General features: G+C 39.1%; 17 protein-coding genes. 14 read left to right on the forward strand and 3 right to left on the reverse strand.

What is annotated here, in order from left to right:
- From egtB to ACFOSX_RS06140, 14 genes are all read left to right on the forward strand, one after another.
- Positions 1–1,170, forward strand: a complete 1,170-nt coding sequence (egtB, locus tag ACFOSX_RS06075; RefSeq protein ID WP_386098039.1) for an ergothioneine biosynthesis protein EgtB — start codon at positions 1–3, stop codon at positions 1,168–1,170.
- 1 nt (position 1,171) lies between these two features.
- Entirely contained in the window at positions 1,172–2,110 is a 939-nt protein-coding gene (locus tag ACFOSX_RS06080; RefSeq protein WP_386098041.1) for an L-histidine N(alpha)-methyltransferase, read from the forward strand.
- Positions 2,111–2,196: 86 nt separating this feature from the next.
- Positions 2,197–5,916, forward strand: a complete 3,720-nt coding sequence (locus tag ACFOSX_RS06085) for a metallophosphoesterase (RefSeq protein ID WP_386098043.1) — start codon at positions 2,197–2,199, stop codon at positions 5,914–5,916.
- A 12-nt stretch (positions 5,917–5,928) separates the two neighbouring features.
- The gene (locus ACFOSX_RS06090; protein WP_386098045.1) at positions 5,929–7,209 is read left to right on the forward strand and encodes a DUF2254 domain-containing protein; all 1,281 of its coding nucleotides are present in this window, start codon (positions 5,929–5,931) and stop codon (positions 7,207–7,209) included.
- A 38-nt stretch (positions 7,210–7,247) separates the two neighbouring features.
- The gene (locus tag ACFOSX_RS06095; RefSeq protein WP_386098047.1) at positions 7,248–8,471 is read left to right on the forward strand and encodes a BaiN/RdsA family NAD(P)/FAD-dependent oxidoreductase; all 1,224 of its coding nucleotides are present in this window, start codon (positions 7,248–7,250) and stop codon (positions 8,469–8,471) included.
- A 57-nt stretch (positions 8,472–8,528) separates the two neighbouring features.
- On the forward strand, positions 8,529–8,780 hold the full coding sequence (locus ACFOSX_RS06100; protein ID WP_386098049.1) for a hypothetical protein: 252 nt from the start codon (positions 8,529–8,531) through the stop codon (positions 8,778–8,780).
- Positions 8,764–9,033, forward strand: a complete 270-nt coding sequence (locus ACFOSX_RS06105) for a type II toxin-antitoxin system RelE/ParE family toxin (protein WP_386098051.1) — start codon at positions 8,764–8,766, stop codon at positions 9,031–9,033. Before ACFOSX_RS06100 ends, ACFOSX_RS06105 begins: the two co-directional genes overlap by 17 nt.
- An 18-nt stretch (positions 9,034–9,051) precedes the next feature.
- Positions 9,052–9,576 carry a DUF1697 domain-containing protein gene (locus ACFOSX_RS06110; RefSeq protein WP_386100241.1) on the forward strand — a complete coding sequence of 175 codons (525 nt, stop codon included), beginning with the start codon at positions 9,052–9,054 and terminating at the stop codon, positions 9,574–9,576.
- A 54-nt stretch (positions 9,577–9,630) separates the two neighbouring features.
- Positions 9,631–10,701: a diphosphomevalonate decarboxylase gene (gene mvaD / locus ACFOSX_RS06115; RefSeq protein ID WP_386098053.1), complete on the forward strand. Its 1,071-nt coding sequence runs from the start codon at positions 9,631–9,633 to the stop codon at positions 10,699–10,701.
- A gap of 21 nt (positions 10,702–10,722) precedes the next feature.
- Complete coding sequence (locus ACFOSX_RS06120) at positions 10,723–11,652, forward strand: mevalonate kinase family protein (protein ID WP_386098055.1); 930 nt, start codon at positions 10,723–10,725, stop codon at positions 11,650–11,652.
- A gap of 9 nt (positions 11,653–11,661) precedes the next feature.
- On the forward strand, positions 11,662–12,564 hold the full coding sequence (locus tag ACFOSX_RS06125; RefSeq protein ID WP_386098057.1) for a geranylgeranylglycerol-phosphate geranylgeranyltransferase: 903 nt from the start codon (positions 11,662–11,664) through the stop codon (positions 12,562–12,564).
- Complete coding sequence (locus ACFOSX_RS06130) at positions 12,565–13,512, forward strand: carbon-nitrogen hydrolase family protein (RefSeq protein ID WP_386098059.1); 948 nt, start codon at positions 12,565–12,567, stop codon at positions 13,510–13,512.
- A gap of 76 nt (positions 13,513–13,588) precedes the next feature.
- On the forward strand, positions 13,589–14,458 hold the full coding sequence (locus tag ACFOSX_RS06135; protein ID WP_386098061.1) for a pseudouridine synthase: 870 nt from the start codon (positions 13,589–13,591) through the stop codon (positions 14,456–14,458).
- A 23-nt stretch (positions 14,459–14,481) separates the two neighbouring features.
- Positions 14,482–14,982, forward strand: coding sequence for a hypothetical protein (locus ACFOSX_RS06140; RefSeq protein ID WP_386098063.1), 501 nt, complete (start codon positions 14,482–14,484; stop codon positions 14,980–14,982).
- A gap of 4 nt (positions 14,983–14,986) precedes the next feature.
- Here the strand turns inward: ACFOSX_RS06140 and ACFOSX_RS06145 are convergent, their stop codons facing one another.
- The 3 genes from ACFOSX_RS06145 to ACFOSX_RS06155 all read right to left on the reverse strand — a co-directional run bounded on the left by ACFOSX_RS06145 (position 14,987) and on the right by ACFOSX_RS06155 (position 21,927).
- Positions 14,987–15,997, reverse strand: a complete 1,011-nt coding sequence (locus tag ACFOSX_RS06145) for a transglutaminase domain-containing protein (protein WP_386098065.1) — start codon at positions 15,995–15,997, stop codon at positions 14,987–14,989.
- A gap of 13 nt (positions 15,998–16,010) precedes the next feature.
- Entirely contained in the window at positions 16,011–16,427 is a 417-nt protein-coding gene (locus ACFOSX_RS06150; RefSeq protein ID WP_386098067.1) for a carboxypeptidase-like regulatory domain-containing protein, read from the reverse strand.
- Between the two features lie 229 nt (positions 16,428–16,656).
- Positions 16,657–21,927 (reverse strand): VPS10 domain-containing protein, encoded by a 5,271-nt coding sequence (locus tag ACFOSX_RS06155; protein ID WP_386098069.1) that lies wholly within the window; start codon positions 21,925–21,927, stop codon positions 16,657–16,659.
- Between the last annotated feature and the right edge of the window lie 277 nt (positions 21,928–22,204).

Genomic DNA, 22,204 nt, shown 5'->3' on the forward strand with positions numbered 1-22,204 from the left:
TTGGAAACACTCACCAAAACAGACCAACTCACATCTAAATTTCAATTTGTACGCAGAAGGACCGAGGTCATTTGTAGCAATTTAGAGGTGGAGGATACGGTCATACAACCCGTGGAATTTGTATCGCCACCAAAATGGCACTTGGCTCATACCACTTGGTTTTTTGAAGAATTTGTACTGACCAAATACAACCCGGATTACAAGGTTTTTAATCCAGAATATTCCTATTATTTCAACAGTTATTACAATAATGTCGGCTCTAGGGTTTTACGACCAAACAGAGGTTTAATGACACGCCCAAAACTTCAGGATGTGCTGGACTACCGTTTATATGTAACAGAACAACTCTCCGATTTTTTAGCGTCTGAAGACCTTTCTGATGAGCAAAAAGAAGTCATAGAAATTGGAATTCAGCATGAACAGCAACATCAAGAATTGTTGCATTATGATATAAAATATATTTTCGGGCATCAACCGGCGTTTCCAACGTTGGAAAATGCACCAAGTTTAAAGGACGAGCTTAAAACTGAAAAATTCCTTTCATTTGAAGAAGGCGTCTACGAGATTGGTCACCAAGGCGACGATTTTTGTTTTGATAATGAATTGGGGAGACACAAGGTCTACCTTCATGATTTTGTCATTTCCAATCGATTGGTAACCAATTCAGAATACATAGAATTTATTGAAGCTGGAGGCTATTCAAACTTTAATCTGTGGCACGCTGACGGCTGGGAATTCATTAATAGTAACGCCTTAAATGCTCCGATGTATTGGCATCAATTTAATGGTCAATGGCATCATTATACCTTAAGTGGCTTTCAAACGGTAAATCCTAATGCCCCAGTTAGTCATGTAAGTTTTTATGAAGCCAGTGCCTACGCCAATTTGAAAGGCCTGAGGCTACCCACAGAATTTGAATGGGAAGTAGCATCTTCAAAATTAAATTACGGTCAGCTATGGGAATGGACCAATAGCGCCTATTTACCTTATCCAAATTTTAAAACGGCCGATGGTGCTTTGGGAGAGTACAACGGTAAATTTATGGTCAATACCATGGTGTTGCGTGGCGCTTCAATTGCCACTTCTGTTAACCATAGCAGACCGACCTATCGCAATTTTTTTGCCCCTAATGACCGATGGCAATTTGCCGGAATAAGACTAGCCAAATAACATGACAAATAGCTTTGAAGCAGACGTTCGCGCTGGATTATCAGCAGAGCAAAAGCATCTTTCTTCTAAATATTTTTACGACGATAACGGTAGCAGGATTTTTCAGGAAATCATGAATATGCCTGAATATTATCCAACCGACGCTGAGTTCGAAATTTTGGCCATGCAATCCAAAGCCATTTTTGAAGCGTTGGATTTTTCACAACCCTTCAACATCATAGAATTGGGTGCTGGCGACGGTTTTAAAACCTATAAATTATTAGAGTATTTGGTCAATGAAAATATCAACTTTAATTATGTGCCGATAGATATTTCGCAACAAGCCATTGATAGTTTAACGAAGCGTTTGTCGGAGCGTCTTCCAGGTTTGAATATTAAACCTAGAACAGGTGATTATTTTCATGTTTTGAAAGAAGAAAAACACTCGGAGATTCCTTCGCTCCTCTTGTTTTTAGGCGGAAATATTGGGAATTATCACCCAGACGAAGCCGATGAACTCCTAAAACTCTTCCATAATAACATGAATGAGGGTGATAAGCTCTTAATTGGTATCGATTTAAAGAAAAACCCGCTTATTATTCACAAAGCGTATTTTGACCCGCATGGTATTACCAAGCGTTTTAATTTGAATTTACTCTTACGCATGAATCGTGAATTGGGTGCTGATTTCAAAGTTGATGATTTCGATTTTTATTGCCACTACAATCCAATTACAGGTGATGTGAAGAGTTATATCGTAAGTCTTAGAGCGCAAAAAGTGCATTTTAAAGCCATGGATTTCACCGTGGATTTCGATTATAACGAACTCATTTGGACCGAGCTTTCAAAAAAGTATGATTTTGAAGGAATCGATAGCATGGCTAGCCGTTCAGGTTTTGAGATTCAGGAGAACTTTTTGGACTGCAAACACTATTTTACAGACAGTCTCTGGGTGCGTTAGTTGGTATAAGAATTAATATCTTTACCTATACAGCTAAGTCCACGCGTTAAAAATAACGTGCTTTGTAGACTAAGCACTCATCAAACATGCAAAAAACACAATTATTTCTATTATTTGGCATTGCCCTTCTTTTGACCAATTGCGCCACATTTGAGGCCAATTACGTCGATAAAGAAAACAGAACTGGGCAATTGCCGAATAAACCAATCCTAAACACTATTTATTTGGTGGGTGATGCGGGAAAATCCCCGATGGGTGAACTCAATGATGCCTTAAAATCATTTAAGACACATGTAGAATCTCAAAGCTACAACGAAGGTGATTACACATTGTTCCTAGGGGACAATATTTACCCTAGCGGTTTGCCCGAGGAAGGAAAAGAAGGACGAAGTAGTGCCATTAATGCTCTTGATGCACAAATAAAAGCGGTAGAAAATTTTGAAGGTGGTGTGGTCTTTTTGCCTGGAAACCATGATTGGTATGCGAAGGATGGATTGGAAGGTCTTAAGCGACAGGAAAAGTATATTGAGGATGCACTCGGGGAAAATACATTTCTTCCAGAAAATGGCTGTCCACTAGAAACAGTTGAGATTGGTGATGACATTGAGATGATTATCATTGACACAGAATGGTATTTAGAAGATTGGGAGAATCATCCGACGATAAATGATGAATGCGAAATTAAAGACCGTGAGCGGTTTTTTGATGAACTGGAGGGCGAGATTAAGAAAGCCCAAGGCAAAACCATCATTTTGGCGATGCATCATCCTATGTACACCACAGGAAGTCATGGTGGATTCTACCATGCAAAAAAACATCTATATCCTTTTCAAAGTAAATTGCCCTTGCCAATTCTGGCGTCTGCCATTACGCAAATGAGAACACAAGGTGGTGTTTCGCCTCAAGACCGCTACAATGAACGTTACAATAGACTGATGAAACGTTTGGAAGTTTTAGCTATTGAGGCGGATCGTATGGTAATTGCTTCTGGTCACGAACATACTTTACAATATCATGTTGCTGAAGAAGGGCGTATTAAACAGATTGTTTCAGGATCAGCTGCCAAAGAAGGTGCGGCAGCATTAAGCGAAACTGGCCAATTTACCTACGGCGGTATGGGATTTGCAAAGCTTGTGGTTTACGAAGACGGAAGTTCTTGGGTTCAGTTTTTCAGTGCAGTCAACGGTGTGCCTGAGCCATTGTTTGCAACAGAAGTCAACGAGCCTAATAATGTTGAGTTTGATATAAGCCAGTTGCCAGATACTTTTCCTTCAACGATTGAAGCTTCAATTTATACAAAAGAAGAAACCGATAAAACGGATTTTTTCCAGTTCGTTTGGGGAGAGAATTATAGGGACATCTACAGCAAAAAAATCACAGTGCCCGTCGCCACTTTAGATACGCTTTATGGTGGACTTAAGATAGTGAGAGCTGGTGGTGGCCACCAGACAAGATCGTTACGTTTAGAAACTGCTGACGGACGTGAGCTTAATCTTCGTGCCTTAAGAAAAAGTCCGGCGCAGTACATGCAAAAAGTAGTCTTCAAGGATAACTTCATTGAAGATGAGTACGACGAAACATTGGTGGAAGATTTAATTCTAGATTTTTATACGGCGGCACATCCCTACGCTTTTATGGTAGTTCCGGATTTAGCAGACGCCGCACGCTTATTCCATACCAATCCCAAGATCATATATGTGCCCAAGCATAAATATATGGGCAACTACAATACAGAATATGGTGATGAATTATACATGATTGAGGAACGTCCTTCCGACACCTATGAAGGGGAACGTAACTTTGGTTATGCCGATGATATTGAAAGCACGCACGATATTATCGCAAAAATCCGTGAAGACGAAGAATATAAAATAGACGAGGTGCAATACATACGCTCAAGATTATTTGATATGCTTATTGGCGATTGGGATCGTCATCAAGACCAATGGCGATGGGCTCAGTTTGACCAGCCCAATGGTGATAAGTTGTACAAACCGATACCAAGAGATAGGGATCAAGTGTTTTCGAATTTTGATGGTGCATTATTAGATTTAGGACGATCTATCTCAAGTTCTACAAAACAGCTTCAAGTTTATGATTCTGAATTGAAAGATATCCGTTGGATGAATGCGGCTGGTTATCGTTTAGACCTTACACTGATTAAAAATTCTGACGAAAGAGTATGGATAGAACAGGCAAAATTACTTCAAGAAAAAATCACAGATGATATTATTGAAAAAGCCTTCAAGAATGTCCCTGTAGAAGTACAAGACTCTACCCTAGCTGGTATTAAAAAGAACCTCAAAGGACGTAGAGGTAACCTTGTGGATATCGCAGAACGTTATTCCGCTTATTTAGATGAATTGGTAGTATTGAAAGGAACTGATAAAGACGACCATATTACCATTACCAGAACCGAAAATGGCAAAACCAACGTTAAGATTAGCCGTATTAAAGATGGCGAAAAAGGCGAAGTGTTGGTGGATAGAACCTTATCTAAAGAACGGACAAACGAACTCTGGGTTTACGGGCTTGATGACGATGATGTCATTGAGGTCAAAGGCAAAGCTAACAATCCGATTTATACGCGAATTGTTGGAGGGCAAAACAATGACGTCTACAAAATAGAGGAAGGACGCGCCATTAAAGTGTATGACCACAAGTCTAAACCAAATACCATTGAACAGAATAATGGTGCATCTATTAAATTGACGGATGATTATAAAATCAACCATTTCGATTATAAAAAATCCATTCAAAAAGGTGGATTAATAACGCCTTTGTTAGGCTATAATCCAGATGATGGTCTAAAGCTTGGATTAAAATTCCATAAGACCAAAAAGGGTTTTGATAGAAATCCATTTACAAACGAGCACAGATTCCAAGCAGGATTCGATTTTGCAGTCAATGGTTTGGATGTTCGTTATGAAGGTGAATTTGCACATTTTTTAGGCGATTGGAATTTTAAAGTGGGCGGTCGTTATACTAATGATAATTACACAAGGAACTTCTTCGGATTGGGGAATGAAAGTGTGAATAATGACGAAACGCTAGACTTTGACTACAACCGTGTAAAAATGAGTATTTACGGTTTAGACCTTGGTATTTTGAAGACGAGTGAATACGGTACCGATTTTGGCGTTGATTTAAAGCTCGAAGCAATTCAAGTTGGTGCAACAGAAGATAGATTCATAACAGACTTTGTACCTGCAACAAACGAAGACTTTTACGACCGTCGCTATTTTTCAGCAGTTGAAGGTCGTTTTAATTACCACAGTGCGGATGATGAAATTGCAACATCTCGAGGTATGGATTTCAACATTGATGGCGGTGTAAGAGCAGAAGTCACTAAGTTTGATAATACTTATGCCTTCGTCAATGCACACCTTGGTTTTTACAATTCCCTATCAAAAAACAACAAGCTCGTCCTGAAGACAGACTTAAGGACCCAATTGCGTTTCGGTGATGATATTGAATTTTATCAATTTGCCAATATAGGAGGGGAAACTGGACTGCGTGGTTATAGAAATGAACGTTTTAAAGGTCAGCGTTCTCTAGTAGGTAGTGCCGATGTTCGTTATGCATTCGATAGCTTCAGAACTTCCATAGCTCCAGTGCAACTCGGTTTATTTGCTGGCGGTGATGTAGGGCGTGTATGGTTTGAGGGTGATGGCTCTAAAAAATGGCATAACGACTATGGTGGTGGCTTTTGGGTCGCTGTTGCCAATAGCATGGCCGGAACCTTTAACTTTTTTACGGGTGATGATGGCTTTAGATTCTCATTTGGGTTTGGAGTAAACTTTTAAAACATATTAAGTATGAAGGCCTACTTCAAACGTTTCTTAAACTATTTTGTAAAGCTCGAAAGCAAGATTGCCTTCTATCCAGCCGTTTTTAGTTTTCTCGGTTTTCTCTTTGCGTTTTTTATGTATTATGCTGAGAACAAAGGCATTTCCGCGTATCTTATTGAGAACGTACCGTGGATGGTCATTAACAACGCAGATACCGCGCGTGTAATTCTTACCACTTTTATTGCTGGACTCATTTCCATAATGGTATTTAGTTTTTCTATGGTGATGATTTTACTTAATCAAGCGTCCAGTAATTATTCACCAAGAGTCTTGCCAGGACTGATTAGTAATCGGAGACATCAATACATTTTAGGTATTTATAACGCTTGTTTGCTTTACTGCATCTTCACATTAATTACTGTCAAACCTACTGGTGATAAATTTCAACTCCCTGGATTTTCGGTATTGCTTTCCATCATATTTATGACTATTTGTTTGGGTGCCTTTATCTATTTCATTCATTCCATCTCTCAAGAAATTCAAATCAATACCATACTTTCAAAAATATATATCAAGGCCAAAAACAGATTGAATCTATTATTAAAATCTGAAGAGGACCCAAAAGACTTTCCAAATTCCGATGATTGGCGCACTATTCATTCACCAAAAACCGGCTATTTTCAAGATATCAATCTTCATTATCTCTGTGAAATTTGTACCGAAAATGATTTGAAGGTAGAAACCATTGCAATAAAAGGAGAATATCTTCTGGAAGGTGACCTTATTTTGAAAGTGGATTCCTCGGTGGACGAAGACATGGAAACTAAATTAAAGGAATCGTTCATGTTTTCAAAAAGTGAAATGATTGAAGACAACTACGTACTGGCCTTTAAACAAATTACCGAAGTTGCGGTCAAAGCCATGTCACCAGGAATCAATGACCCAGGAACGGCCGTCAACGCTATTGATTACTTAAAGGATTTATTGAGGCTTCGATTACTAAAGCATGATATAAGCACCTTTATGGATGATGAAGGCCATGTAAGGATATTCATCAAAACACTCAATTTTAAGCATTTGCTGTATGGCGTTATGGCCTCTTTAAGAGCCTATTGCAAGCACGACGTTTTGGTGGTCCAAAAATTATTCAGTTTACTCAGTTATCTTGAAAACGATGCGGAAAAGGCAGAACCACATTACCAAGATGCCATAAAAGCAGAAATCGAAAATCTTTATAACGATTGTAAGGCAAGCCTCACCAATGCCACGGACTTGTCATTAATTGAGAAATTATATCTCAAATCTTAAAGGAAACAATATCTTCGTTCCACACCAATAATTAACGATTGAAAAAAGACGTCATCATAGTTGGAGGCGGTGCTTCAGGATTTTTTACGGCGATTAATGTCGCTGAAAATTTTCCCGACAAAAGCATTGCCATTTTAGAGCGTGGTAAAACAGGATTGCAAAAGGTTAAAATCTCAGGTGGCGGACGTTGTAATGTAACACATGCCGAATTTATCCCTTCGGAATTAGTGACCAATTACCCGCGTGGCGAAAAGGAACTCTTAGGGCCATTTCATACTTTTATGACGGGCGATACCATTGCTTGGTTTGAAGACCGAGGTGTGGAATTAAAGATTGAAGACGATGGCAGAATGTTTCCCGTAACCGATTCTTCTCAAACCATAATCAATTGCTTTTTACACGAAGCTAAAAAGCTCAATATTGAGGTAATGTACAATCACAGTTTGAAAACAATTGTACAGAATGACGGGAAGGGTAGCCAAGAATCAAACTTCATTTTGAAAACCAATCAAGGCGACATCCAATGTAAAAAACTAGTCATTGCCACCGGAAGCAATCCTAAAATTTGGAATCTTCTGTCCGACTTAGGGCACACCATCGTAAAGCCGGTGCCGTCATTATTTACATTCGATATTAAAGATGAACGCCTTAAGGATATTCCGGGTGTCGTTGTAAAGGATGCTGAGGTTAGCGTAATTGGTAGTGATTTAATCACAGAAGGCCCTGTTTTAGTCACGCATGCAGGACTTAGTGCGCCAGCCATTTTAAAACTCTCGGCAATCGGAGCCTTTTATTTTGAAGAATGCGATTATAATTTCAAGATTAGAATCAATTTTATCAAACAGACATATGAAGATGCTTTAACGAGTTTGAAAAATCTTAAATTGGAACTAGCGAAAAAGAATATTTCAAAATTTCCCCAATTCGATATTCCTAGACGACTATGGGTAAAGCTTTGCAGTTACAGTAAGATTGAAGATGCTACAAAATGGGCAGACCTGAATAGAGCCCAACTCGATGCATTAGTCGAACAGCTCACTAATGCCGAATTCCACGTAACGGGTAAAAGTACCTTTAAGGAAGAATTTGTAACCGCTGGCGGAGTGGATTTGAAGGAACTCAATTTCAAAACCTATGAAAGTCGACGAATCCCAAATTTATTTCTGGCAGGCGAAGTGCTAAATATCGATGCAGTTACTGGCGGTTTTAACTTTCAGAACGCATGGACAGGAGGTTACATTGTAGCGCAGAACATTTTTTGATATAAAAATTATATATAATCTATATATTTTGTATATTTATCTTATAATTATTCGATTATGGGAAAGACAAAAAAATTAATAGAGTTGGACGATAAAGCTATTGCCATTTTAGAAAAGCAAGCCAAACTTCAAAAGCGCTCGCTTAAAAATTACATTGAGTATATGTTGGAAGACAAAGCGCTTTGCATGAGTGAACCGTCTGAAGAATATAAGGCGATGATGGATGATATGATTGAGCGTCACGAAAAGGGTGAGTTGAAATTTACGCCACTTTCAGAAGTTTTAAAGAAATATGGACGTAAACTATAGTATTTCGGACGAAGCTCAACGTGAGCTATATAAGGCCTCGTGCTATTTCAAATATATTGAGAAAGAAGATGCTTTTTTTGAAGATTTGATGAATCAATTGAGATTGATTCAACGTATGCCTTATTCATTTCAAATTCGCTATCGTGATGTGAGAATTGTTCAGCTTGAGTATTTTGCTTACACTATTCATTATCGTGTTTTTGATGATGGTATTTACATTGTTAGACTTTTACAACAATCCCAAGATTTCTAAATCATAAAAACCTACGTAATTCTACTTAGAGGCATCAACGTCGGTGGTCATAACAAACTACCGATGGTAGACTTAAGACAAGCGTTGACGTCAGAAGGCTTCGCAGATGTAAAAACCTATATCCAAAGTGGAAACATTATTTTGAAATCTGAGCTAAATAATGTCGCAAAAATAAAAACAAAAATCGCCAAAGCCATCAAAACTCATTTCGAATTAGATATTCCTGTATTGGCAAAAACACCTTCAGAATTACGAGTCATCTTTGACGATTGTCCGTTTGAAGATGCCGTAAAACAAGTAAGTTATTTTGTATTGTTATCTCAAAAACCGACTTCGGATAAGGTCGGGATTGCTCAACAAAAAACATACCCAAACGAAGAATTTCATATTATTAATGATGTCATCTATTTCTTTCCAAAGAATGGTTACGGACGTGCTAAATTCAATCTCGCTTATTTTGAAAGAGTCCTTGAAACCAAAGCCACAGCAAGAAACTACAAAACCATGCTAAAGCTTTTGGAATTATCTGAGGCCAAACCCTAAATCTTGGGTAATTCCGTATTTTTGTGACTTCAAAAGTACCTTCAAATTTCATACATGACTGACGAAACATTCAGATTAGAGGCTTACAATTCCAACATAGAAAGTGGTCGCGTAAAATGGGCCTCGCCAAGTAATATTGCACTAATTAAGTATTGGGGAAAACGGGAGCAACAAATTCCTGAAAATCCATCCATCAGCTTCACACTTAGCGAATGCAAAACCATTACCGAAGTATCGTTTTCAAAAAAAGAGGGCAATAATTTCAGTTTTGATGTCATATTTGAAGGCGTAAAAAATGAAGCTTTTAAACCAAAAATCCAGACCTTTTTCGAGCGGATTGAGCCTTACATGCCATTTTTACGCGACTATCATTTTACCATAGAAACGTCAAATACCTTTCCGCATAGTTCTGGGATTGCCTCTTCCGCATCTGGCATGAGTGCGCTCGCTTTGTGTTTGATGGAAATTGCAAAGGATTTGGGGATTGTAGAACAAGATTTCAATCAAAAAGCCTCCTTCCTTGCTCGCTTAGGTTCAGGAAGCGCCTGCCGAAGCGTAGAAGGGCCTTTAGTTGTTTGGGGCGAAAACGACACCGTTTCAAATTCATCAAACCTGTTTGGGGTTAAGTATGAAGCGGAAGTACATTCAAACTTCAAAAATTATAGAGACACTATTCTACTCGTCGATAAAGGCGAAAAACAAGTTTCAAGTACGGTTGGCCATAAGCTGATGTTTGGGCATCCGTTTGCCCAAGAGCGGTTTCAGCAAGCGCATAAAAATTTAGCTGATTTAGATAAGGTTTTGCAATCTGGCGACCTTTCAGAATTTAATAAAATCGTGGAAAGCGAAGCTTTGACGCTACATGCTATGATGATGACGAGCATGCCTTATTTCATTTTAATGAAACCAAATACCTTGGAAATCATCAATAAAATATGGCAGTTTCGGGAAGAAACAGGCTCTAAAGTCTGCTTTACCTTAGATGCTGGAGCGAATGTCCACGTCTTATATCCCGATGCTGAGGCCGACAAAGTTTTAGATTTCATTAAGACACAGTTGGTTGCGTATTGTCAAAACGGTCACTATATTTGCGATACGGTTGGCTTTGGTGCTGAAAAGTTGTAACTTAGCTTAACCCATAAAACTATGAAAGGACCACTTTTTTACTCAAAAATATTGCTCTTCGGAGAATATGGTATCATTAAAGATTCTAAGGGTTTATCTATCCCTTATAACTTTTATAATGGCGCGTTAAAGCTTGACGATAATAATTCTGAAACAGCAAGGAAGTCGAACGAAAGTTTAACAAAGTTTGCTGGTTATCTAGAAAACATCGATTACGATTTGGTGTCTTTTGATATTGAGCGTTTAAAACAAGATTTGGCCGATGGGATGTATTTTGATTCCTCAATTCCTCAAGGCTATGGTGTAGGAAGCAGTGGTGCACTCGTAGCATCTATTTATGACCGTTATGCGTCTGAAAAAATCACTGTTCTCGAAAATTTAACCCGAGAAAAGCTTTTAAAGCTAAAGGCTATTTTTTCTGAAATGGAATCTTTTTTCCATGGAAAATCGTCTGGTTTAGACCCGTTGAATAGTTATTTGAGCTTACCTATTTTAATCAATTCTAAAGACAATATTGAAGCCACTGGCATTCCATCTCAAACCGAAAAAGGTCAAGGCGCAGTCTTTCTTTTGGATAGCGGAATTGTTGGCGAAACGGCACCGATGGTCAGTATTTTTATGGAAAACATGAAACAAGAAGGTTTCCGTAAAATGCTGAAAGACCAATTCATAAAACATACCGATGCTTGTGTGGATGATTTCCTAAAAGGCGATATTAAGTCCTTGTTTAAAAACACAAAGCAATTATCTAAAGTGGTCTTGAGTAATTTTAAACCTATGATTCCACAGCAGTTTCATGACCTTTGGAAGAAAGGTTTGGACACCAACGACTACTACCTAAAGCTTTGTGGTTCAGGCGGTGGAGGCTATATTCTAGGTTTTACCGAGAACATCGATAAGGCCAAATTGGCGCTCAAAGACCACAAATTGGAAGTCGTTTACAACTTCTAATTCTGCGTTGTGCTTTCCCGAAAACAAAAACACTACCTGAAAAAAGTCTTCAGCCTATTTTCAGTCGTTCGAGGCTACAATATCTTGGTGGTTATCATTGCGCAGTACTTGGCGTCAGTCTACATCTTTGCGCACGATAAGCCAGTTCGTTCTGTGGTTTTTGATGTTAACTTGCTCATGCTCGTTTTGGCGTCTTCCGCCACAATTGCAGGAGGATATATTATCAATAATTTCTACGATTCTGAAAAAGACCTTATCAATCGTCCTAATAAAACGATGTTAGATAGATTAGTCAGCCAAAACACCAAGCTGTCGTTTTACTTTATCCTGAATTTCCTTGCCGTCATTTTCGCAAGCTACGTATCGTTTAGAGCAGTTATGTTCTTTGCCTTGTACATCTTCTCTATTTGGTTTTATTCGCACCGTTTGAAGAAAATGCCTATGACCGGGAACTTGGTATCGGCCGTTTTAACGGTAACGCCATTTTTTGCGGTCTTCATTTATTACAGAAATTTTGAAACCGTGATTTTTATTCACGCTTTGTTTTTGTTCCTCTTAGTTTCTATGCGAGAACTGACCAAAGACCTCGAAAACATAAAGGGTGACCTCGCATTAAATTATAGAACTGTACCTGTAGTGTATGGCGAAAAAATTTCAAAATACGTGCTTACAATAGTTGCATTGGTCACCATTGTAACAGCCTTTCTCCTGATTTTTTATTTTGAAATTGGACGCATGTATTATTTCTTCTACAGTAGTGTAATGTTACTCATCTTATTCCTACTTATCCTGTGGAATTCGAAACGTAAAATGCATTATTTGATACTTCATAACATATTGAAGGTCATTATCGTAGTCGGTGTATTTTCCATTACATTGATTGATATTAACCTTGTATTAAACCAAATATAAATGGAGACTTCCCTAAAAATAGCAATGGCGCAAATCGCCCCAGTATGGCTGAACAAAAAAGCAACGCTCGAAAAGATTGAAAACAGTATTATCGATGCTTCTAAACAAGATGCTGAACTGGTTGTCTTTGGAGAGGCCTTGTTGCCAGGTTATCCATTTTGGTTGGCCTTAACAGGTGGTGCGGAATGGAATACCGATGTCAACAAAGCACTGCATGCACACTATGTAAGCAATTCGGTGTGTATAGAAAAAGGAGATTTAGATTCGGTTTGTCAATTGGCAAAAGAACATAATATCGCTATCTATTTAGGGATTATGGAACGGCCTGAAGACCGAGGCGGACATAGTATTTACGCTTCTTTGGTCTACATTGACCAAACTGGAACCGTGCAATCCGTACATAGAAAATTACAACCTACGTACGATGAGCGCTTAACTTGGGCGCCAGGTGACGGAAACGGATTGCAAGTGCATCCGCTAAAAGCATTTACAGTTGGTGGTTTAAACTGTTGGGAGAATTGGATGCCCTTACCAAGAACTGCGCTGTATGGCTTGGGTGAAAATCTTCATATTGCGGTTTGGCCAGGCAGTGACCATAACACCAAAGATATTACACGTTTTATCGCTCGTGAATCAAGGTCGTATGTGGTGTCCGTTTCGAGTTTAATGTCAAAATCCGATTTTCCTTCAGACACGCCATATTTGGAAGACATTTTAAAAAATGCTCCCGAAACCTTAGCGAACGGCGGAAGCTGTATCGCAGGACCCGATGGCGAATGGATTATTGAACCTCAATTACACACCGATGGATTAATTGTGGAAACCATTCATTTTAATCGGGTGTTGGAAGAGCGTCAAAATTTCGACCCCGTTGGGCATTATTCTCGTCCGGATGTCACTAAGCTTACGGTAAATAGAGAGCGTCAAAGTACGGTGGAATTTAAGTAGTTCAATCCAACTATTGTTGTACCTTTGCCGGCCTATTTATTTGGATATGAATTCCAAATGATATAAATTAACAGTTATGAGCAGACATCAAGGAAGTAAAGGGAAACGCAAGGTTTCAGGACGTGGAAGTAGAGATGCTAAACCTGGGGATAATCGTGCTAAACCGGCATCTAAAAAGCCGTTTGTACGAGGAAATGCTCCAGTAAAAAAGAAAAGTACACCGAAAAAAGTATCAGATTCTGATGAAATCCGCTTAAATAAATACATTTCCAATTCGGGAATATGTTCTCGACGTGAGGCCGATGAAAATATTGCCATTGGTTTGGTAACCGTTAACGGACAAGTCATCACGGAGATGGGTTATAAGGTTAAGCCAGATGATGAAGTTCGTTTTGATGGTGCGCGAATTAGCCCAGAACCAAAAGTATATGTGTTGCTAAATAAGCCGAAAGGTTTTGCGACAACCACAGCCGAAGGTAAAGGCCGAACGGTCATGGATTTAGTGGCCAATGCTACGAATGCCAAGATTAGACCAATCGGGCGATTAGGTCGAAATTCTATGGGCTTGTTATTGTTTACCAACGATGAAAAAGTACATCAAAAATTCACCAATTCTACAACTGGGGTTGCTAGACTGTTTCAGGTTGAACTCGATAAAAATTTAAAGTACGAAGATTTAAAAGCCATCCAAGACGGTTTTAAAATTGATGGAAAATTGGTTAGCGTTGAAGAAATCAGCTATGTGGAAGGCCAGTCTAAAAATCAGGTCGGCATCAAAATAAAGAATACTGGAAACACCATTCTTAGAACCATTTTTGAACACTTTAAATACGACATTGTAAAAATAGACTGTGTTTCAATTGGTCACTTGACCAAAAAAGACATTCCACGCGGACATTGGAAACACTTAACGACGCAGGAAGTGAATACGCTGAAAATGATATAGTATTCTTGATTTAGCTCAATTGAATGAAGGTAAATGTTTTGACTTCAAAAGCAAAAAAGGCAACACGAAATTTTAATATATCGATGTTGATATTATTTTTCAGCTTACTCATTTTTACATTTACATTTTGGCTTCCTGAGAATAAATTCAATTTCCTAATTTTCGTTATAGTTGGTTGTACATTTATTTTCGGTTTAGTACTTACTTTTGTATTAGTATTGATTCGTAAATCAAGTGCGTCTCTTATTGAAATTGATATTGGGGATGTTGAAAGATTAACAGTTAACAGTCATATAAGTGCTAAAGATATTGTACGGGTTGATGAAATCGGTTATTCAGGAAATTTCATATCTCTAATAATAGATAAAGTCGCCTTAGAGGTTGATAATAAAAGTGCTTTCGAAATACTTAAGAATGCAAATAATTTGAATGTTTCAAGTCAATTTATAAATACTAAAAACTTGGAACTTTCTCCCAAAGAACTCTTCAAAAGTATAATGTCAATTCTTTGGGCTTCTAGTTGAGAAATTATCGCCTCACGCGTACCGTATGTGTAGAAATCAAACTATTCTCTAGCAATAAGTGCACATCATAAAAACCTACATTGTGGAAGGTGTAAGTCGCTGTCATGAGATTATCTTTCGTTTCATAGCTATCTGGCTTAACCGTTTTGGTTTCAATACCATTATCGATGCTAAAACGAAGAGCATCTTTATCTAGAGTTGAAGCTAATTCATATTCAAACGTCACAGATTCATTTTTGTTGATGTCATGATGGAACTGTAATGGTGCTTCAATCACATTCAATTTTCTGTACGCGTTTCCGTAAAGAATCGGTGCATTTAAGAAATCGTCATAACTCGGAGACTCGTTGAGTAGTGCCCATTTTTGGTCGATAGGATGATGGTTTACCGCAAATAACTTTGGGTTAGTTAAAAATAGACCATCATTATAATCAAACGTAAAACGGTTACTTTCTGGGTCTGGAATACCACTCGCCCAAGTGGGGTCGGCGAGATACCATTTTCCGTTAAGTTTAACAGCATTCCAACTGTGGTTGGGGAATTGTAAATCCTCCTCGGAGGTCATGCTGGTTCTGCCATAGCCATGAACGATTTCACATTCTAAACCGCTCGCTTCAGCAAGCTGTTGCACTAAATAAGCATAGCCCGTACAGATGGTTTTACGATGTTTTATCATGTTGGAAATCATTACTTTTTTGAAGTCATCATTCCAAATATTAAGTTTTGTAGAATCCGATTGATAGCGTTTACGCTTGCGCTTATTTCTATAATAGGCGCTGTAATCATTGGAGATATTGGCCGTGACCCATTTAAAAACAGCCCTAAAACGCTCAACACCTGTGGTCAAACCATCAGTAAGGCAAGACGCTAAATTTGAGATGTTTTTTAGAGATTCATTTTTGCATTTCAGGGCAAGCTTATCCGCTTTTGAAAAATTGATAGTTTCAAAATCCGATTGTTGTGCCTGGACCTGAAATGCAATAATGAATAGGAGTAGAAAACTATAGCATTTCATAAATTGGGTAATGCTACTGCTTGCGTTTGCTTCGTTTTGATTTATAAGGCTTTTCCGAAGCTGGTGCGCCCAAAATTTCAATAAGGTCATCGGTCATTTTCACTTCCAAAAAGTCAGTATCAGCCTTGATTCTGATTTCTTGGGTTTCAAAACTTAGGAAACTGAAGACCAAAACATCGTTGACTTTTAAAGGTCTTGGAAAAGTAAACTCGCCATTACGGTTGGTGGATGTTCCCACGCTAGTACCTTTTAAGATAACATTGGCTCCTGCTAGAGGCTCGCCTTCGGTGGTCACCACGCCTTTAATGGTTTTGCCCTGCGCTTGGCTTTGGGCGTTAAGGGAATTGAATCCCAAAAATGTCATAAAAAACAACCCGACAAAAAGGGTCAGTTTAGAAAATGTACTGTTGGTAAATGTGTGTGCTTTCATAATGCGATATATTTTGTTACCGTCTAAAGTATGTATGTTTCTTTCATTTTGAAATTGGCAATGAGTAAACCACCAAATTCTTCAAGTTAAACTGCTAAATGGCTTAGTTTCAACTAAAGTATGATTTTTAGCCCTAAATCCGAAAGTTTTAACACATGGCAAGGCCTAAATACAACAATCCCCTCGTCAAAAGCGAAGGGATTGTATCTTTTGAATAGTTTGAAAACGTCTAGCGCTGAATAATCACTTTTCTTAAACTTGTTTCGTTTGAAGCACTTACAACCACGAAATAAATACCCGTTGGCCAGTTAGAACTATCAATGCTCAAGGCTTCCACCTGCCCAGAACCTTTTACCAATTGGTTGTGGATACCTCGACCTAGAATCGATTTCACCATAACGTTGTAATTGGTGTTTGCCTTAGCACTGAATCTTACGTTGATAACGTTATTTGCCGGATTAGGGAATAAGCGCATATCCTTGATGTCATTTGAAGCGTCTTCAAGTATTGCATATTCTTTAGCGTAATCACTAGGACTGGCTTCACCTGTACTTTGTGTACAATAGTCAATACTAGATAGGTTCACACTGATTGAAGGTGAATTGCCATCAAACCCATCACTTAAAGTTACAGTTACTGAACTAATATCTTGACTAATAGAAACGTTAATTGTGCTTTGGTTTGTGCCACTAAAGTTTCCATAAGACTGCGTATTGCCATTGGCGTCTATATAGCTGATTGAAACATTATCAATATAACGACTGCTTTTATTTCCATTTATTTTAGAACCTAATCCACTAACGGTAAAGCTCACGTCTGTTGACAACGCTGAGAAATTAAAGCTTGTTGTGCTAGACCCATTGCCTGAATGTAATAAGGTGCCAGAACTAAAGTTTCCGGTTTCTGATGTACAGTCACCACTATCACAAGCATCTGGGATACCGTTACCATCTAAGTCAATAGTATCATCACCTGCAGGACAGATATCATCTGCATCACAAACGCCATCACCATCAGAATCGACGTATGTTCCCGCGCAATTACAATCGGTTGTATATACATCATTTTCGGTACATGCATCACCATCGTCGCAGGAAGTACCTATAAGGTTGTCATCAAATCCATCACAAATATCATCGGCATCGCAAACGCCATCGCCATCAGAATCTGTACAGTTTAAGGCCACACAAGACGACACAGAACCAAGCGTTATACGCATTGTTGTGCTAGAGTTGCCATCAAAAGCATCCGAAAGTGCTATACTAATCGATTGAACTTCTCCAGCTATAGATACGTTAACACTGCTTGTTGAACTTCCAACATAGGTGCCATAGGTTTGTGTTGAACCATTACCATCAACATAAGTAACCACCACACGCTCATCAAATCTGTTTGCTGGTTTTCCACCTAATCTTGAATTAATCTCCGTAATACTAAACGAAGCATCCGTATGTGTACCGCCAGTTAAACTCAAGGTCGTAGTACCAGAACCAGAACCTGAATGTGTTAGCTGACCAACAGAGAAACTACTTGTTGTTGGAATACAATTACTATCGCAGGCGTCTGGGATACCGTCACCATCTGAATCTATGTTGTCATCACCTGCAGGACAAATATCGTCCGCATCACAAACACCATCACCATCCAAATCGTTAGAAATACCATTAGCATCTACATCTTGCGGACAAGGTGAATTGATTTCTTGATCGTCACAATCCAACACACCATCACCGTCCGTGTCAACATCTGAAACGCCACAACCGCAGTCACCTGGTTCGGTTTTATTTGGGTCGCTTGGACAGTTATCTAAACAATCCGCAACACCATCACCATCCGTGTCAATACTATTGTCACAGCTGTCATTACAATTAGGAATGCCGTCATTGTCATCGTCATTAGAGACACCATTAGCATCAATATCTTGAGGACAAGGCGAGTTGATTTCTTGGTCCACACAGTCTAAAATACCATCACCATCGGTATCTAAGTTGTTGTCACAATCGTCATTACAATTAGGGATTCCATCGTTATCATCGTCATTGGAAACTCCATTGGCGTCTACATCTAACGGGCAAGGCGAGTTTAGCTCTTGGTCATTACAATCTAAAACACCATCGTTATCTGTATCAACATCTGCTATACCACATCCACAATTGCCTGGCTCGGTTTTGTTGCCGTCATTAGGGCAATTGTCTAAACAATCAGGTGTACCATCATTATCTGTATCTATTCGGTCATCACAACTGTCATTACAGTTTGGAATACCGTCGTTGTCATCATCGTTTGAAACACCGTTGGCATCCACATCTTGCGGACAAGGTGAATTTATTTCTTGGTCCACACAGTCTAAAACACCATCGTTATCGGAATCTGCTGTGATTACTGTTCCTGCACAATTACAGTCAGCATCAAAGACATCGTTTTCGGTACAATCATCGCCATCGTCACATGAAGAACCTTCACCACCAATATTTGGGTCACTATCATCGCAATCTAAATCGGCACAGATACCATCACCATCAGCATCGCCACCATTGTTGCTACATGCTCCAGAGACTGCATCTACCGTTATCAAATCAACAGCAATATCACTTTGCCAATCACTTCCTGTTGTTGCTGTAAAAGCATAGGTTAATTGTCCGCTAGCATAAGTGCTTAAATCAACATTAGCGTTTAACCACTGGTCACCTTGGTTCCCAGAGGCTGACCATACTGTAGAATACGTTGAGCCACCATCTGAGGACACATCTAACTTTATTTCGTTGACATTGAGACCAAACATGTGGTACCAGAAGTTTATCGATACTGAACTAGCCCCAGCGGTATCATAGCATGCGCCTTTAAATATGGCAACCTTGGTTGGATAATTAGGGTCGGAAGATTCAATATAAAAATAGTTGCTTCCAGAATGGGCAATACTAGGACCAACCCCAGTTGACGGTGTTGGACCGCTTAGAACCGTCCAATCAATATCATCTGAACTGAATTGACAAATATCACCTAAACCGTTTTCAAAATCTTCAACATGAGGGAATGTTGAGATAGAGCTGATACAAGAACTACAATCTATAGAAGTGTCACAGCTGTCTGGAATGCCATCCATATCAAAATCTATGGTGTCATCAAATCCTGCACATTGGTCAACCAAATCACAGACACCATCGTTATCTGAATCTCCAACTGGTGTTCCTGCGCAACCGCAGTTTTCATCATAGACATCGTTTTCTGTACATTCATCAAAATCGTCACAGGGTTGTCCTACTTCATTGGGACTGCATTGAAATTCGTATTTCCAAAGGCCACGACCATATGTTCCAACGTAAAGGACATCATTTCTTATCTCTAATTCCGTAACTCGTACTCTTGGTAAATTTCTGGAAACATCCGAATAGTTTGCATTTCCTGCGGATGCAGAATAATAGACGCCTGGATTTCCTCCTGCGTAGAATCCGCCATCACTGGCTTTGTCGTATAAAACACATTCTATGGTTACTGCGGAAGGAATGTTTCCTGTAATGTTTGTCCAGTTACTTCCTGCATTAGTGCTCTCAAAGATTTTAGAACTAGAACCCGAAATGGCTATCGCTACTCGAGATGCATTGGTTGGGTGAACCGTTATATAATTAATACGACTACCAGCAGGAATACTTGTAGAACTCCAGCTAGAACCGCCATCAGTTGTGGTGTAAAATGTTGTGCCGATACTGGCATAAATATAATTGCTGTTGGCTGGAGAAATTTTCATCTCATCCACCAATCCGCTTGGAAAATTTGATATAGGCGACCAACTGGTACCGCTATTGGTGCTCTTATAAATCTGGTCTTTAGCGGTGTAAATTGTTGAAGCCACATTTGGGTCTTGTTCAAAAGGCGTGACCCAGTTTCCATTGTCAGCCGAAGGTTGCGAAATACTTGCTCTGCTAATACCACCGTCTGTAGATTTTTGCAAAGACCCTCTCTGCGTAGTGGCGTAAATTATATCAGCGTTTGAATAATCTATAAAGGTTTCCATACCATCAGCACCCAACCAGTCGCGCCAAACACCGTTGACTAAGGTTCCTGTACCATTATCTTGGCTACCGCCAGACACACGGTCAGCATCAGTTTGTGATGCACCAATTCTATAAAATTGTCTAATGGCTAATCCAGCCGAAATATCCGTCCAACTTGTAGCATCATCCGTAGAATAGTAGATGCCTCCATCGGTACCAGCTACGATTCGGTTGCCGTCATAAATCAATAAGTCGATATCCGCATGAATAAAATCACTAGCTCCTGGCGCATTCCACCTTGTGGTCTGTACCCAGCTTTGCCCTAAATTGGTAGATTTCCAAGTTTCTACACCTGCAACATGAACAATATTGGCATCTACTGGAGAGACAATAATATCCATATCTCTCGGAGCCTGACCGCTCTGTACAGTTTGGTCATAACCCATAATGTTATTGGTACCATCGTAGCTGTCTTGTGTGGACCATGTCGCTCCGGCATCTTGTGATAAATACAGCGCGTTGAAACCACCACCTTGCTCTTCTAAAGCATAAAGGTTATTTGGGGCATCAGGCGTTACGGCTATCATAATCACATTACCTGAGCCATTCCAAGGTCCTGTGGTAATTTGAGTGAAATTAGTTCCACCATCGGTTGATTTATATATTCGGTCTTCTCCAGACACATAAATGATGTTTGGATTTGTTGGATGGAATTCTAAATCAAAAAAGTCGTTTGTAATATCTATTTGCAATGAAAAACTTGCACCGCCGTTTGTTGATTTAAATACCTTACCACGGTATTGTCCCACCGCAAAAACGATGTTTGCATCTGTAGGATGCGTTCTAATGGTATTGTATAAATCACTGTTGTCAACGCCAGTAACCGCACTCCAATTGGCACCGCCATCTGTACTCCGTACCATACCGCCATTAAGACCACCTAGATAGTGGTTGGGGTTGGCGTGCGAAATTTCTAAAGCATAAACGTCTATATTAGCTTGGTCGTCAAATAACGGAGTCCAAGAACCACCGAGGTTTGTTGTTTTCCAAATACCACCTGTTGGCGAGCCAACAATAATATGATTGTCATTATTAGGGTCTAGACCAATTGCACTTACTCGACCCAAGCCCGAAGACCAGGTTGAGGTATATTGAGAGGTTAAAGGTCCTAGCTCTACATAATCAATATCAAAAGCCCGTTCTAATGAGCTGTTTTGTTCTGAAAATTTAGCGTAGGCTTGAAGAGCATCTCTAGTGTTTCGTACTTTTCCTGAAGTATCTAAATTTCGACTTGCCCAATATTGCCAGCGTTGAAATTGTTTGTATCCAACACCTTTACCCCGTCCGGTGCGGTCAAAATGCTGTTCAGACTGATTAACAATTTGCTTGAATGTGAGATTGCCTTCTCTTTGTAATTTTTCATGAAGCTGAGCATTTACAGATAAGCTCATAGCACAAAATGTAAATAGAATAGCATAGCATCCTAAGGCCTTAAAGTTGATTTTCATAATAGCTTGTAATTATTTGGGTTACAATTGATGGAATATGGTTTAGCTAGGAGGGAGGTCACATATTCAATCACGGTTCAATATATCAGATTGTTAAGGAAACCTTAAAATGTTATCGACTAAAGGTCAATGTTTTAGTTAAAGGTCTTAAACCGACTAAAAAAGTTTGAAAATTTTTCTCACAATGTCTTTCATATTCAAAAAAAATATAAATTTGCCCCGCTTTTAGCTGAACATATTGAAACCTGTTTTTACGTTCGGGCTTTTGAAAATTAGG

Origin of the sequence: Winogradskyella maritima (assembly GCF_042650215.1) — a bacterium.
In the GTDB taxonomy this organism is placed as follows: domain Bacteria; phylum Bacteroidota; class Bacteroidia; order Flavobacteriales; family Flavobacteriaceae; genus Winogradskyella; species Winogradskyella maritima.